This is a genomic window from Actinobacillus equuli, from assembly GCF_900636745.1.
GTDB lineage: Bacteria > Pseudomonadota > Gammaproteobacteria > Enterobacterales > Pasteurellaceae > Actinobacillus > Actinobacillus equuli.
In genome coordinates this window covers 1,445,646-1,461,641 of the sequence record NZ_LR134310.1, presented here as the reverse complement: position 1 = coordinate 1,461,641, position 15,996 = coordinate 1,445,646, and the positions used below count along the sequence as shown (strand labels likewise).

At 41.5% G+C, this 15,996-nt stretch carries 13 protein-coding genes; 6 read left to right on the top strand and 7 right to left on the bottom strand.

The genetic code is table 11. The features are described 5' to 3' along the window. Positions 1-12: 12 nt before the first annotated feature. From EL121_RS06920 to lysM, 3 genes are all read right to left on the bottom strand, one after another. Complete coding sequence (locus EL121_RS06920; RefSeq protein WP_039198666.1) at positions 13-462, bottom strand: rhodanese-like domain-containing protein; 450 nt, start codon at positions 460-462, stop codon at positions 13-15. 132 nt (positions 463-594) lie between these two features. Beyond that, the gene (gene tig, locus EL121_RS06915) at positions 595-1,896 is read right to left on the bottom strand and encodes a trigger factor (protein WP_039198664.1); all 1,302 of its coding nucleotides are present in this window, start codon (positions 1,894-1,896) and stop codon (positions 595-597) included. Positions 1,897-2,103: 207 nt separating this feature from the next. Continuing rightward, positions 2,104-2,547: a peptidoglycan-binding protein LysM gene (gene lysM / locus EL121_RS06910; protein ID WP_005621301.1), complete on the bottom strand. Its 444-nt coding sequence runs from the start codon at positions 2,545-2,547 to the stop codon at positions 2,104-2,106. Between the two features lie 299 nt (positions 2,548-2,846). Between lysM and EL121_RS06905 the strand changes: the two genes are divergently transcribed. From EL121_RS06905 to EL121_RS06890, 4 genes are all read left to right on the top strand, one after another. Then, entirely contained in the window at positions 2,847-3,284 is a 438-nt protein-coding gene (locus EL121_RS06905) for a DNA polymerase III subunit chi (protein WP_039198662.1), read from the top strand. A 16-nt stretch (positions 3,285-3,300) separates the two neighbouring features. After that, positions 3,301-3,735: a GNAT family N-acetyltransferase gene (locus tag EL121_RS06900; protein WP_039198660.1), complete on the top strand. Its 435-nt coding sequence runs from the start codon at positions 3,301-3,303 to the stop codon at positions 3,733-3,735. A gap of 25 nt (positions 3,736-3,760) precedes the next feature. After that, on the top strand, positions 3,761-4,243 hold the full coding sequence (locus EL121_RS06895; protein WP_039198657.1) for a hypothetical protein: 483 nt from the start codon (positions 3,761-3,763) through the stop codon (positions 4,241-4,243). A gap of 153 nt (positions 4,244-4,396) precedes the next feature. Next, positions 4,397-7,261: a valine--tRNA ligase gene (locus EL121_RS06890; protein ID WP_039198655.1), complete on the top strand. Its 2,865-nt coding sequence runs from the start codon at positions 4,397-4,399 to the stop codon at positions 7,259-7,261. 126 nt (positions 7,262-7,387) lie between these two features. On the opposite strand, the gene EL121_RS06885 is transcribed toward EL121_RS06890, so the two are convergent. Continuing rightward, the gene (locus EL121_RS06885) at positions 7,388-7,921 is read right to left on the bottom strand and encodes a histone H1 family protein (RefSeq protein WP_039198653.1); all 534 of its coding nucleotides are present in this window, start codon (positions 7,919-7,921) and stop codon (positions 7,388-7,390) included. 166 nt (positions 7,922-8,087) lie between these two features. Continuing rightward, positions 8,088-11,153: a ribonuclease E gene (gene rne, locus EL121_RS06880; protein ID WP_197050928.1), complete on the bottom strand. Its 3,066-nt coding sequence runs from the start codon at positions 11,151-11,153 to the stop codon at positions 8,088-8,090. Between the two features lie 472 nt (positions 11,154-11,625). Between rne and EL121_RS06875 the strand changes: the two genes are divergently transcribed. Continuing rightward, positions 11,626-12,633, top strand: coding sequence for a DUF3298 domain-containing protein (locus tag EL121_RS06875; protein WP_039198650.1), 1,008 nt, complete (start codon positions 11,626-11,628; stop codon positions 12,631-12,633). A 69-nt stretch (positions 12,634-12,702) separates the two neighbouring features. On the opposite strand, the gene EL121_RS06870 is transcribed toward EL121_RS06875, so the two are convergent. Both EL121_RS06870 and ubiD read right to left on the bottom strand, forming a co-directional pair. Further along, entirely contained in the window at positions 12,703-13,224 is a 522-nt protein-coding gene (locus tag EL121_RS06870; protein WP_039198648.1) for an isoprenylcysteine carboxyl methyltransferase family protein, read from the bottom strand. A 149-nt stretch (positions 13,225-13,373) separates the two neighbouring features. Next, entirely contained in the window at positions 13,374-14,837 is a 1,464-nt protein-coding gene (ubiD, locus tag EL121_RS06865) for a 4-hydroxy-3-polyprenylbenzoate decarboxylase (RefSeq protein ID WP_039198645.1), read from the bottom strand. A gap of 145 nt (positions 14,838-14,982) precedes the next feature. Here ubiD and znuA point away from each other — a divergent pair, with 145 nt between their 5' ends. Beyond that, the gene (gene znuA / locus EL121_RS06860; protein ID WP_039198643.1) at positions 14,983-15,990 is read left to right on the top strand and encodes a zinc ABC transporter substrate-binding protein ZnuA; all 1,008 of its coding nucleotides are present in this window, start codon (positions 14,983-14,985) and stop codon (positions 15,988-15,990) included. Positions 15,991-15,996 lie beyond the last annotated feature (6 nt).

Sequence of the window (15,996 nt, the reverse complement as noted above, 5' to 3'; positions counted from 1 at the left end):
TAATTAACTAAATTATTTATGTTTTTTAACGGTTGGAAGGTTTGCCGAACGCCAGCCTAAAATACCTTCTTTTAACACATATACTTTGCTAAAGCCTTGTTTTGCAAGTAAATCTGCGCTTGATCCAGCCGAAAAACCATTGCTATCCACTAAAATGACCGGACGATCTTTATATTTTTCAATCGGATGAACGTTATTCGCTTTAATTTCGCTAGGCAGAATATGGTGGCTATCTACGATATGACCCGCACGGAACTCATCTTCTGAACGTAAATCGAGGAATACCCCCTCTTCTTTGTTCACAAGTTGTGTCGCTTGTGCATTTTCGATTGTTTTAAATTTACTAGTAGCGCCTTTATAAAGACTAAATAACACTGCAACAAATACCGCAATCCACGCAAAAACAAGAATTGGGTGAGCGCTAACAAATTGCTGAAGTTGCTGAGTAAAGGTTAAATCCATGACTAAACTCTCTTTCGGTTAAAATAAAAGCGGTTACTTTTAGAGAAATTTTTGCAAATTTTTTCCTAAAATCAACCGCTTATAAAATGCTAATTAAAAGCCCTCCAGAATGGAGAGCTTTGTATTTGAGAATTAGCCCTGAGCTTGTTGAGCCATTACTTCATCAAAAGAGGTTGCTTTTTCAGTTACTTTCGCTTTTGCAAGTACTGCTTCAACCGCTTGTTCTTCTAATACCACGTTACGGATATTTTCTGTTAATTGACGGTTTTTCGCATAGTGAGCAACAACTTCTGCCGGTTGTTCGTAAGCTGAAGCGATTTCTGCAATTGTTTCTTCAACGCGTTTTTCATCAACTTTTAATTCGTTAGTACCGATTACAGTTGAAAGTAATAAACCTACTTGAACACGACGTTTTGCATCCGCTTCGAATAATTCTGCCGGTAATTGTGCAGCCATTTCCGGTTTACCACCGAAACGTTGAACCGCTTGACGACGTAATACATCAACTTCTTCTGCTACTGCTGCAGCTGGCACTTCAATTTCGTTTTGTGCGATTAAACCGTTGATTACTTGGTTTTTAACACGTGCAGTTACTGCATTTTTAAGTTCACGTTGCATATTTTTCTTAATTTCTGCACGTAAATCTTCTACAGTTTTTGCCGAACCGAATTTTTTCACGAATTCTTCTGTTAATTCAGGTAATACGATGTTTTCTACTTTCTTAAGGGTGATTGCGAATTTCGCCGCTTTACCTTTTAAGTTTTCAGCGTGGTATTCTTCAGGGAAAGTTACATCGATATCGAATTGTTCACCAGCTTTGTGACCAACGATACCTTCTTCGAAACCAGGGATCATACGACCTTGACCCATTGCTAAAGCGAAGTCTGTCGCTTTACCGCCTTCAAACTCTTCACCGTCAACAGAACCAACGAAGTCAATTACAACACGGTCTTCCGCTTTTGCAGCTTCTTGTGATTCAACCCAAGTCGCTTGTTGTTTACGTAAAACATCGATCATTTTGTCTAAATCAGCTTCTGTGATTTCTACAACCGGTTTTTCAACTTCGATGTTTTCTAAGCCTTTTAATTCAACTTCCGGGAACACTTCAAAAGTTGCTGTGAAGCTGAATTCTTGACCCGGTTGGTAGTTGTTAGGAGTGAATGTAGGACGACCTGCAAGGTTGATTTTCTCAGCGATTACTGCATCAAAGAACGCACGTTGCATTTCATCAGATAATACATCTTGGCGAGCCGCTAAACCGAAACGTTGTTCGATAATTGCGTGTGGTACTTTACCTTTACGGAAACCGTCTACACGAGCGTTTTTCGCATAGCCTTTTAATTGTTCTTTATAAGCTGCTTCGATTTTGTCTGCAGCTACAGTAATAGTTACACGGCGTTGTAAGCCTTCTAAAGTTTCAATAGAAATTGACATTCTTAAACCTCAAGTTGTGGGTATATAAAAGATACAGAAATAGACATCCATTGTAACGTTATGTCAATGGGCTGTCGAGGAATATTGCGCAGAACATCGCCAAATGATGGCGCAGAAATGAAAAAATCAGCAAAATTTACCGAACAAGCGGTGCGATTTTACTGATTTTTTGCAATAGCGTTAGGTTACGCCTTCTTTCCTAAAAGATTATAAGCTTTTTGGAATACGAATTTTTTGACCCGGGAAGATTTTGTTCTCGTCTTTGATCACTTCTTTATTCGCTTCAACGATCGCTTTATATTTTGCACCGTTGCCGTAAGCTTTGGTTGCAATTTCCCATAAAGTATCGCCTTTTTGAATCACATAGAATTCGTCATCACCTGCAAGCGCTTCGCCATTAGCAATTTGAACACCGTCGATTTTCACTTCTGAAATACCTTCAATGTTACCCGCCATTAATACCGCTTTTTCTACCGCAGCTGCCGTTGCCGCCACACCGCTTAAATTTGCCACACCGTTTTCAACGGTTACTTGTACATTTTCAACGCCCGGATTGTCTTCGTTCAAATGTTCCGTTACGGCTTGTGACGCCTCTTCTTCTTTATTAAAAAGTTTTTTGCCGATATTCGCTGCAAAATCAAATAAACCCATGGTAAAGTCCTCTAAAGTTAGGTTTAAGGGAGGCTATATTTTACACCATTATAAGGTGATTGAAATAGCCAAATCATAGAGTTAGAACCTTAAAAGCAAGATTGGTTCAATAGGCAAAGCATTACAAATTGCGCTCAATACAAACCTCATTTCAGATAGATTTCACTAAATTCAAACAGCAAGCGGTTAAATTTGCAAAAAATATCGCAAAAATGACCGCTTGCATTTCAAATTTTCCGCATTTTCGGCTAAAATTAATCCCTTTTTGTATTTTTGATTATTTTGATTAGGGCAGTCAGGTGAAACAAGTTAAATTTTATTTACTGAGCCAAGCGTCTTCTGAAAACCTCAGCGCCGCCGAAGCAATGGCTTGTGAATTAAGCGCTCAGGCTTGGAAACTCGGTAAACGAGTACTGATCGCCTGCGAAACCGAACAACAAGCTCTAAAAATTGATGAAGCGTTATGGGCGAGAGATCCCGATTCTTTTGTACCGCATAATCTTTCCGGCGAAGTTACTCAATATGCTACGCCGATAGAAATATCGTGGCCAGGCAAACGCAATGCGCAGCGTCGTGATTTACTTATTTCGCTCCAAAAAAATCTACCGGACTTTATTAATAGCTTTAATCAAATTATTGATTTTGTACCAGCGGATGAAACGGAAAAAGCGCAAGCGCGCGAACGTTACAAACAATATCGCCAACTTGGTTGGCAACTTGAAACGGTACAAGCATAGAACGGTACAGACGAATATGAAGTGGCAAACCAAATCGTTCGAACAACTTTCTACAACGGAATTATTTGAAATTTACAAATTACGTACCGCCGTTTTTGTGGTTGAACAAGATTGCCCTTATCAAGAAGTGGATGACAAAGATCTTATCTCTTATCACCATTTCGCAAAAAAACAACAGAATTTGACCGCTTATTGCCGCATATTCCTGCAAGAAGATGGCGTACATATCGGTCGAGTGCTGGTTGCGATTGAAGCTCGAGGCTCCGGCTTAGCTCGTGAATTAATGCAAACGGCAATTGCTTACGCTAAACAAACTTGGCCGCAGCACACTATATATATCCAAGCACAATCTCACTTGGCCCGGTTTTATCAATCGCTCGGCTTTAGTGCGATTTCCGATGTTTATTTGGAAGATAACATCCCACATCTGGATATGGCGTTAACGCATTAACAAATTGTATGTATGGAAAGCATTGATGATGGACAATCTTTATTACCTTACTCTCATCATTTTATTATTGAGTGCGGCGTATTATGTATATCGTCAAATCGATAGGGAAATGATGTATTTTCGCTTTAGCTGTGAAAATATTTTTGACATAGATTATTACGAATATGTCAATAACTATAAATTCTTCAACTTTTTTAATGAACAACTTAGCGAGCATCTAAGGCTGTATGTACAAGACAACTTCCATGCGCTACGCATCCCTTATAAAGATTTGCAACTCAGCGCACAAGTTGAATTCGATACAGTAACCATCGCCTGTTATTTAGAAGCAAGCCGTAACAAGCATGACAAGATCCAAGAAGAAATCATTCGTACGGTAAACTTGGAAGATGAAATCCGAAAATTCCACGCATTTTACGAGAAAGCTCGAGATCCGGAGTTTCAGCACGTGTTTAAATTAAAAGAATGCCATCAAACACCAGCGAACCAAGAACACGCTAAAAGCTAACCTAACTACAATGCCTAGCTAGAGCTGGAAATTAGAAAAATACAGAGCCACAGTGTGGCTCACTCAGCCGAAGGCTGATCCTAACCACGTACGGTTTGCTGTGCGTGGATTGAAAGTTACCTAAATAAATTTATATCAAAGAGAAAAACATAAATGACCCAAAACCTCCAAATGGCAGATCGTTTCGATGCGTCTGCAGTAGAACAAGCACTTTATAAACACTGGGAAGAACAGGGCTATTTTAAGCCAACTGAAAATCCTGACGTTCCAAGTTACTGTATCGCAATTCCACCGCCGAATGTAACCGGTTCATTGCATATGGGACACGCTTTCCAACAAACGTTAATGGATACATTAATCCGTTTCAACCGTATGGAAGGTAACAATACCCTGTGGCAAACCGGTACAGACCATGCGGGTATCGCAACCCAAATGGTGGTGGAGCGTAAAATCGCAGCGGAAGAAGGCAAAACTCGCCACGATTATGGGCGTGAGGCTTTCATCAACAAAATCTGGGATTGGAAAGCTTATTCAGGCGGCACAATCAGCCAACAAATGCGTCGTTTAGGCAACTCAATCGACTGGGATCGTGAACGTTTCACCATGGACGAAGGCTTATCGAATGCGGTAAAAGAAGTGTTCGTTCGCTTACACGAAGAAGGCTTGATTTACCGTGGTAAACGCCTCGTAAACTGGGATCCGAAACTTCACACCGCAATTTCAGATTTAGAAGTGGAAAACAAAGAGAGCAAAGGTTCACTTTGGCATTTCCGCTATCCGTTAGCAAACGGTGCGAAAACCGCAGACGGTAGAGATTATTTAGTCGTGGCGACCACTCGTCCTGAAACTGTATTAGGCGACACAGCAGTGGCTGTTCACCCAGAAGACGAACGCTATCAATCATTAATCGGTAAAACGGTGGTATTACCGCTTGCAAACCGTGAAATTCCAATTGTGGCGGACGAATACGTTGATCGTGAGTTTGGTACGGGTGTGGTAAAAATTACCCCAGCACACGACTTCAACGACTATGAAGTAGGTAAACGTCATAGCTTACCAATGGTAAACGTGATGACGATGAATGCGGATATTCGTGCGGAAGCGGAAATTATCGGCACAGACGGTAAACCGTTAACGACTTACGAAGCCAAAATTCCTGCGGATTATCAAGGCTTAGAGCGTTTCGCTGCACGTAAAAAAGTAGTGGCGGATTTTGAAGCGTTAGGTTTATTAGATGAAATCAAACCGCATGATTTGAAAGTACCTTACGGCGACCGTGGTGGCGTGCCAATCGAGCCAATGCTCACCGATCAGTGGTATGTGAGTGTGAAACCGCTTGCCGAAGTGGCGACCAAAGCGGTGGAAGACGGCGAAATCCAATTCGTACCGAAACAATACGAAAACCTTTACTTCTCTTGGATGCGTGATATTCAAGACTGGTGTATCTCTCGTCAATTATGGTGGGGACATCGTATTCCTGCATGGTATGACGAAGCAGGTAATGTGTATGTAGCACGCAACGAAGAAGAAGTGCGTCAAAAACACAACTTACCAGCAGATCTTGCATTACGCCAAGACGAAGACGTATTAGACACTTGGTTCTCATCAGGTTTATGGACGTTCTCAACTTTAGGCTGGCCAGAGCAAACCAAAGAACTGAAAATGTTCCACCCGACCGATGTGTTAATTACAGGTTTCGACATCATCTTCTTCTGGGTTGCGCGTATGATTATGTTCACAATGCACTTTGTGAAAGATGAAAACGGCAAACCGCAAGTTCCGTTCAAAACCGTGTATGTAACCGGTTTGATTCGTGACGAGCAAGGTCAAAAAATGTCGAAATCGAAGGGTAACGTACTTGACCCGATCGATATGATTGACGGTATCTCCCTTGAAGATTTACTCGAAAAACGTACCGGCAATATGATGCAACCACAACTTGCGGAAAAAATTGCTAAAGCAACTCGCAAAGAGTTCGAAAACGGTATTGCTGCTCACGGTACGGATGCATTGCGTTTCACGCTTGCAGCATTAGCAAGCAACGGTCGTGATATCAACTGGGATATGAAACGTTTAGAAGGCTACCGTAACTTCTGTAATAAATTATGGAATGCAAGCCGTTTCGTATTAACTAATGATAAATTAGATTTATCATCAGGCGAAGTAGAATACAGCTTGGCAGATCGTTGGATTGAATCTACGTTCAACCGCACAGTTGGTACATTCCGTGACGCATTAAGCCAATATCGTTTCGACTTAGCGGCAAATGCCATTTACGATTTCACTTGGAACGAATTCTGCGACTGGTATTTAGAACTCACTAAACCAGTATTCGCCAACGGCACAGAGGCTCAAAAACGTGGTGCAAGCCAAACGCTTGTGCGTGTGCTTGAAAAATTATTGCGTTTAGCACACCCAATTATGCCGTTCATCACCGAAGAAATTTGGCAGAAAGTGAAAGGCTTTGCAGGCATTGACGCTGATACCATTATGTTACGACCGTTCCCGAAAGTGGTGGAAAGCGAGTTAGACGAAGCAGCGGAAGCGCAAATCGGCTGGATTAAAGAGTTAATCATCGCTGTGCGTAATATCCGTGCGGAAAGCAATATTGCACCAAGCAAAGGCTTAGAATTCCTTGTTCGCAACGTATCTGACGAGCAACGCAAAATTCTTGCGGAAAACGACCGCTTGTTAAAAGCAATGGCGAAATTAGATAGCGTACAAGTGCTAAGTGCGGACGAAACTGCACCACTTTCAGTGGCGAAATTAGTGGGTAACGTGGAAGTGCTAATCCCAATGGCAGGCTTTATCAACAAAGAAGCAGAGCTTGCTCGATTAACCAAAGAAATCGAGAAAATGCGTGGTGAAATCACTCGTATTGAAAACAAACTCAGCAACGAAGCCTTTGTGGCAAAAGCGCCGGAAGCAGTCATTGCTAAAGAGCGTGAAAAAATGCAAGAGTACCAAAACGGTTTAGAGAAACTTCAAACGCAATACCAAGCGATTGAAAATCTTTAATCAAAGTAAGTAGCAAAAAAGCGGTCAAATTTGACCGCTTTTTTATCGGATTACATCCGTTACCTAAAAGAAAAGCCCGCAATTTTGCGGGCTTTTTGCTTTGGTTTGGAGATACCTTAGCAAGAATTATTTAGTTTCAACTGCTTCTTTTACTTCAGTTGCTTTTTCTTTTACAGCTTCAGCGGCTGCTTCAACTTTAGTTGCCGCTGCATCTTTCATTTCAGCTGCTTTATCCGCTACTTCTTGTGTAGCATCTTGAGTTGCCGCTTTTGCTTCTTCAGCTTTCACTGCTGCTGCGTCTTTTACTTCAGCCGCTTTGTCTGCCGCAGCCGCTTTCATTTCAGCTGCTTTATCCGCTACTGCTTGCGCTGCTGCTTTTGCTTCTTCAGCCTTAACTGCTGCTGCGTCTTTCACTTCAGCTGCTTTATCCGCTACCGCTTTTGCAGCCTCTTGAGCTGCTGCTTTTGCTTCTTCAGCTTTAGCTGCTGCCGCATCTTTCACTTCAGCCGCTTTATCTGCTACTGCTTGTGCTGCTTCTTGAGTTGCTACTTTTGCTTCTTCAACTTTCGCTGCTGCCGCATCTTTCGCTTGGTTTGCTTGATCACAAGCGCTTAATGTAAACGCTGCACCTAATACTAATGCTAAAAGAGATTTTTTCATTTGCTTTTCCTTATGTAAAAAAGATTGTTTGCGACTTATTAAATTAAGTCGCATTCGGAATCTTTAGACTGAGCTTATTCTCAGAAGTTGCACTATAACAGCTTTATTGCACAAAAAAAAGCCAATTGACTAAACAATTGGCTTTTTAAACACGATTAGTTAGCGATTATTCTACATCTGCACCGGCAATACGTGGTGCTGAATGTACATGGCTTACCGCACTAGAATGACCGCCAAAACCTTTACCATGGAAGTAATATTTTGATTGTGTCCACTCCGTTACATTTGCTTCAGCAGGCATTTCTGCTGGTGCTGATGCCACTGTCATCGCCGCTTTAGTATGTTGTACACGAGAGAATGTACCTAAATGACCGGAGAAACTATAGCTACTTTCATAACTTGATACCGGAACAACTATCTCTTCCGTGCTTACATTTTCAAGCGCCGGCGCAGACGTTGCTTGTGCTTGGTGTTTCTGTACACGCTCATTCTTCTCTTTTACTAAATCACGATCAGTATGTTGAGAAACAAAGCCTCCGAGTGGTGCAACGTGTTTTGCCATTGCTTTTTCAACTAACTGAGCATCTTCTTTCGGCTCATCAGACACAATATGCTGTGCACGTTCTTTGTTTTCTTTCACTAAATCACGATCAGAATGTTGAGTCACAAAGGCGCCAAAAGGTGCTGCAGAGTTCACACTTTTCTCAACGATTAACTCTGTTGATACGACTTCCGGTTCTTGTTGCTGCTCTAACATTTCATCTACGGATAAGAAGCGCGGTTTCTCTTCCGCTTTTGGCGCTGCTTTAGTAGCTGCTGGTGCTTGATTGCTAAATTTCACCCAAATCTTACCGCTTGCCATTTCCGGAGAAGCAACTGCTGCCGCTAAAGGCATTGCTGCAACCACAGAATGTTCACGGCGATTATTTTCACGGCGACGCTGATTACCTACACGTAAATGGCGAGGTAAACGACGTTGACGATTATTTTCACGCTGTTCAGCACGTTCTTCCGCAATCACTTCCGCTACGCTGTCTTGCGCTGATGCTTTCACACTTTCGTCTGATGGTTTGCTCTCTGCTACAGCTGGAATCACTTCCGGACTCACAAATGCCTGAGGCTTCGCTTCCGCTACTGCTTTTTCAGGAGCGGCTTTTGCAACAACCGGACTCGTTGCTTGGTTTGCTTCAGTAACATTGTTGTCATTCACTTCAACACGTACCTTCTTACGTAAGTCACGACGCTGGCGGCGTTCCGCTACTTGATTTTCACGTTGCGGACGTTGTACTTGTTCCGTTTGAGTTTCTGGAGCACCTGCAACTTCTTCAACAACTTGACGGCGAGCTTTCTTCGATTCCGCACGCTCTTGGTTACGTTCCTGACGCTGTGCCTTTTGCTCGTCTTGTTGTTGCTGTTTACGCTCTTGGCGTTCTGCACGATTTGGACGCTCACGACGGTTACGGCGCTCACGTTGGTTACGAGCCTTCGGCTTCGGTTTTTCTTCAACTTTTTCTTCCGCTGCAAATAAGCTCTTCACTTTTGCAATTAAGCGACTTAGGAGTGAAGGTTTTGCCGGTGCTACCGGTGTCGGTGCAGGTTGAAGATTTAACTCAGAACTTTGTAACACTGATTCTACGGTAATCACCGGTTCATTACGTGTCACTAACGCTTCTTCCGAAACTGTATGTGTATTCGGTTGAGTATCTTCTTCACGAGCATGATAGTGCTTCGCTAAATCATAGCTAAGAGTTGGCAACACTTCGTTTTCACGTAAACGATATACGCTGAAATGCGGTGTTTCCATGCTTTCTGTCGGCACAACCACCACTTGTACATCATGGCGTTTTTCAATACTTGAGATCGCTTTACGTTTTTCATTGAGTAAGTAAGACGCAATTTGTACCGGCACAATAGTGTGAACTTGGGCGGTATTTTCTTTGATCGCCTCTTCTTCTAATAAACGTAAAATCGAAAGTGCGATAGATTCGTTATCACGTACTTTACCCGTACCTTGACAGCGAGGACATACATGGCTTGATGCTTCACTTAGTGACGGACTTAAACGCTGACGGCTCATTTCTAATAAACCGAAACGTGAAATACGACCGAATTGAATACGCGCGCGGTCTTGGCGTGTCGCTTCACGGATACGATTTTCCACTTCACGTTGGTGACGCACCGGAGTCATATCGATAAAGTCGATGACAATCAAACCACCTAAGTCACGTAAACGTAATTGACGAGCAATTTCATCCGCCGCTTCTAAGTTGGTATTTAACGCAGTCTCTTCGATATCGCCGCCACGGGTTGAGCGTGATGAGTTAATATCAATCGCCGTTAATGCTTCAGTTACGTCAATAACAATTGAACCGCCGGACGGTAAACGCACTTCACGTTGGAATGCCGATTCGATTTGTGATTCGATTTGATAATGGCTGAATAACGGTACTTCACCTTCATATAAACGCACACGATTGATGAAATCTGGACGCACTAAACGAATATGGTTTTTCGCTTTTTCGAAGATTTTTTTGTTATCAATTAAAATTTCGCCGATATCGCGACGGAGATAATCACGGATCGCACGAACAATCACGTCACTTTCTTGATGGATAAGGAACGGAGCCGGGCGAGATTCCGCTGCTTTTTTGATCGCTTCCCAATGGTGTAAAAGCACTTTTAAGTCCCATTGAAGCTCTTCCGGTGATTTGCCTACACCGGCGGTACGTACGATTAAACCAACGTCTTCCGGCACATCTAAGCAATCTAACGCTTCTTTTAATTCTAAACGTTCATCACCTTCAATACGACGAGAAATACCGCCCGCACGCGGGTTATTCGGCATTAATACTAAATAGCTACCGGCAAGTGAGATAAAAGTCGTCAGCGCAGCACCTTTGTTACCACGTTCTTCTTTACTCACTTGGACAATCACTTCTTGTCCTTCTTTGATAATATCTTTGATATTCGGGCGACCGTTGAATACGTAATCCGCTGGGAAGTATTCACGAGAGATTTCTTTTAAAGGAAGGAAACCATGACGTTCTGCACCATAATCAACGAATGCAGCTTCAAGGCTTGGTTCAACACGGGTAATTTTCCCTTTGTAGATATTTGATTTTTTTTGTTCGTGTCCCGGGCTTTCGATATCTAAATCGAATAAACGTTGCCCGTCAACGAGCGCAACGCGCAACTCTTCTTTTTGAGTTGCATTGATTAACATTCTTTTCATTGTGTTTTCTCATTATTTGTTTTTTGTTTTTAAATTGCCGCTCCAATTAAACATACTTTTTAAGCATTAATACGCTGAATTAAATCCTTCTTATATTACGTGAAATACCTTTGTATTCTTATTGGATTTCGGGCAGTCTCCCGACTGTCAAAAAGTAGGTTTTAATTAAGTGGCTCAATTTGTGTTGATTTTGTCTTACGTTTCATTCTTCTTGTCTCGAATTAACCGCAGAATCAATCACTTAGCTTTTCGACTTGCAACCTAGCAAGCGGTGCTTTTTACGTCATTTTTTACTAAATTGCCGTGCAATTTTTATGACAAGAAAAAGCATACCATTATTGCATTTTAAGGGCTTAATAGGCAAGGCAAATATCGCTGGTTTGAGTAGCCTATTTATTTAGAAAATATTGCAATTTGTTGAATTTTTGCTATTTTTGTATGGAATTTAATCTTTATTTTAAAGGAGAATTTAATGAGAAAGTCATTATTAGCAATAGTGGTTGCAATGGGGATGCTAGTCTCCGCTTGCGATGAGAAAAATTCTGCATCCACTACAACACAATTACAACAAGCCGAACAAAAAATTTCTCAATTAAATGAACAACTTGCAAAATCTCAGCAAGAATTGACCGCTTTACAGCAATCGATTGCGGGAAACACCGATTCTTCATTAGCTATTTTTCCGGCGCTAAACGTAGAAATTTATCCGTTTTTTTCTCAAGCGGAGCGTATAAAATTCAAACCGCAAGCCAATCAAGAACAAGCGATTCTTTCTGCGGAACAATACTATTTTGTCAGCCTAGCTAAAACCGGCTTTGAGTGGTTAGATAATTTATTGGCGAAACAGATTTTAATTAGCTATCAACCTGTTCCGGCGGATGCCGACAGTAAAATCGATCGTAATGTGATAACCGGCGATGAGTTAAATCAGTTGAAAACGGTATTAGAAAAAGATTATCAGGAAAGTTTAGAAACTTTAAAAGAAGGAATGACACTCGGCATTTCTCGCACCGCCGAAACCATTTATTTAGGACAACGCCATAATATCGTGACCTTTTTCCAAAACTACGATGAATACAGCGGCGGCGCTCATAACAATTACCACACAAAATACTTTAATATCGATGTAAATAAAAAACGTATCATTTTACTGGATGACCTACTTTCACCGGCAAAACAAGTAGAGTTATCTGCAATGTTATGGAGCCATTACGAACAACGTAACGAACCGGATGCAAACGGCAAATACAGCACCTTTACTCCGAAACAAGACTTTTATGTTTCAGAAGATTTCTTATTTACCGATGATGGGGTGAAATTTATTTATCCGCCGTATGCGTTAGGTCCATTCGCTGAAGGTGAAATCAGCCTTACTGTACCTTGGTATGAAATTAATCAGTTACTCAATACGGAATATCAACGTAAGTCTAAAGATGGCTATGATTTAGCACCAGATCATATCCAAGCTGAAAATGAGTAATTAAGCCATACGAGCAAGCGGTTAAATTTGCAGAAAATTTTGCAAATTTAACCGCTTGTTATTTATTGCTTATTTAACTTGCTCAAATAACGGCTTCATCACTTTTTCTTCTTGATAAATGCGAATACCTAACACAACGAGGTAAACAGGGAATAAGTACATCAATGTGTTCCACGCATGACAAAGTAGTACCACGCCAATTAATTCAGGAATGATATTGAGGAAATAGTTAGGGTGTTTAATCGTTCTGAATAACGTTGAAGTATTAATTTTATGGTTTGGCAAAATATAGAGTTTTACCGTCCAAATTTCTTTTAATTCGTTGATCACCCAAAAGAGTGCAATATAAGCGAAAAATAAGGTAATTGTGCCGATCGTGCTGAGATAATCCCAATGATGTACAAAATAATTCGCTTCAAATAATGCCGAAAAATAGAACAATACATGCACAATAGATAATAGTTTTGAATTCTTACTGCCGTGTTGTGTAGCACCTTTTTGGATAAGCGCTTTCTCATTTCTAATCGAAATGCTCAAACTATACAAACGAACAATAAAAAAGCTAACAAAGGTAAGATTTACCAGTAACATAAGTTCTCCTTTCATAAATGGTAATAGAAAATAAAAATCAAACACTGTGAAAGCTGCTGAAATAAGCTGTCTTTATTTGGTAAATTTTTAAGGAAATTTAACCGCTTGTTCTTGTAATTTTCAGCGAACTTTTCACAGTCTTCTTAAAGTTATAGCCCCAATTGATCCCAAATTTCATCAACACGTTTAACGACATTCGGATCTTTTTTAATCGGTGTACCCCATTCACGGTTGGTTTCGCCCGGCCATTTATTGGTTGCATCAATCCCCATTTTTGAGCCTAAGCCCGCAACCGGCGAAGCGAAATCCAGATAATCAATCGGCGTATGATCGATTAAAGTGGTATCTCGGCTTGGGTCACAACGTGTGGTAATCGCCCAAATTACGTCTTTCCAATCCCTTGCGTTTACATCGTCATCACAGACAATCACAAATTTGGTGTACATAAACTGGCGAAGGAACGACCATACACCCATCATCACCCGTTTGGCGTGACCGGCATATTGTTTTTTAATCGTTACCACCGCAAGACGGTAAGAACAACCTTCAGGTGGTAGATAGAAGTCCACGATTTCCGGAAATTGCTTTTGCAAAATCGGAATAAATACTTCGTTTAACGCTTCGCCAAGAACTGCCGGCTCATCCGGCGGACGACCGGTGTAAGTCGAGTGATAAATCGCATCACGACGCATGGTGATATGCGTAACAGTAAATACCGGAAAATACTCTTGTTCATTGTAATAGCCGGTATGATCGCCGTACGGGCCTTCTAGTGCAGTTTCATTCGGGTCGATATAACCCTCCAACACAATTTCCGCACTTGCCGGCACTTCTAAATCATTACTAATTGACTTAGTTACCTCGGTTTTCTGACCACGTAATAAACCGGCAAACGCATATTCCGATAAGGTATCGGGAATCGGTGTGACCGCGGCTAAAATAGTTGCCGGATCGGCACCGATAGCCACCGAAACCGGAAACGGTTTATCCGGATTAGCTTCCTTCCATTCGTGAAAATCCAGCGCTCCGCCACGATGCGATAACCAACGCATAATCAGCTTGTTTTTGCCGATCAGCTGTTGGCGATAAATCCCAAGATTTTGGCGTTTTTTATAAGGCCCTTGGGTAATGGTTAATCCCCAAGTAACGAGCGGTGCAACATCACCTTCGTGGCAATGCATAATCGGTAATTTATACAAATCAACCTCATCACCGCTCAATACCACTTGTTGACAATCCGCTTTACCCAATACCTTACTTGGCATATTCAACACTTGTTTCCATTGCGGTAATTGTCCGATAAGCTCTTTAAAACCTTTCGGCGGCTCTGGCTCTTTAAGAAACGCTAATAATTTGCCGAGTTCTCGCAAAGCTTGCGTATCTTCTTGCCCCATACCTAACGCAACACGTTTCGGTGTACCGAACAAATTACACAGTACCGGCATTTGATAGCCTTTCGGGTTTTCAAATAAAATCGCCGGCCCACCCTTGCGTAAAGTACGGTCGGAAATTTCCGCCATTTCAAGATAAGGATCGATCTCCTGCTTAACTCGCACTAATTCGCCTTGGCTTTCTAGCAGCGCTAAAAATTCACGTAAATCTTTATATTTCATATTGGTAAAAAATCAGAAAAATCTGACCGCTAGTATATAGAAAACAGCAAATGAAAAATACCCATAAAAAATTTATGCTAAACTATATAGCAATTTTACGAAAGTTTGATAGAATCGCTCAACTTTAATCCAAAAGGAGAATACTATGTTTAAGAAAACAGCTTTAGCATTAGCTATGCTAGGCGCAACCACAGTCGCAAATGCCGATGTGCTTACCACAGTCAAACCGTTAGGCTTTATCGCAAGCGCAATCACAGAAGGAGTTACAGAGAGCAAAGTGTTATTGCCTGTGACCGCATCTCCGCACGATTACAGTTTAAAACCGTCTGATGTAGAACAGTTAAAATCTGCGCAACTTGTAGTTTGGGTGGGTGAAGATTTAGAAACGTTTTTAGAAAAAAGTATCGATAAATTACCGAAAGAGAAAGTGCTTAGTTTAGATGATGTGCCGGCAATTAAAGCGATTGTTGATGCGACAGAAAAACATGATGATCATGATGACGATGAAAAACATGAACATGATCACGACCATAAGCATGAACACGGTCATAAACACGAACACCACGATCACAAACATGAGCATCATGAACACGCTCATAAAGGTCATGATCATCACCATGATCACGAAGGTCACAGCCATGATAAAGACTGGCACATTTGGTTCTCGCCTGAAGCAAGCCTTGCCGCAGCAGAACAGATCGCAGAACGCCTAAGCGCACAATTACCTGAACAAAAAGCGAAAATTGCGGAGAATCTCGCAACATTTAAAGCAAATTTAACCGCTAAGAGTGAACAGATTCGTCAACAATTAGCTGCGGTGAAAGGTAAAGGTTACTATACTTTCCACGACGCCTACGGTTATTTTGAACGTGCTTACGGTTTAAATTCATTAGGTTCGTTTACGATTAACCCGAGCGTAGCACCGGGTGCGAAAACGTTAAGCGTAATTAAGAAAAATATCGCAGAACACAAAGCGCAATGTTTATTTGCCGAACCTCAATTCACACCGAAAGTAATTGAAAGCCTCAGCAAAGGTACACAAGTTAAAGTGGGACAATTAGATCCGCTTGGTGCGAAAATTGAATTAAGCCAAACGGCTTACCCGCAATTCTTACAAGCGATTGCTGATGAATTCAGTCAATGTTTGAAGTAATCAAAA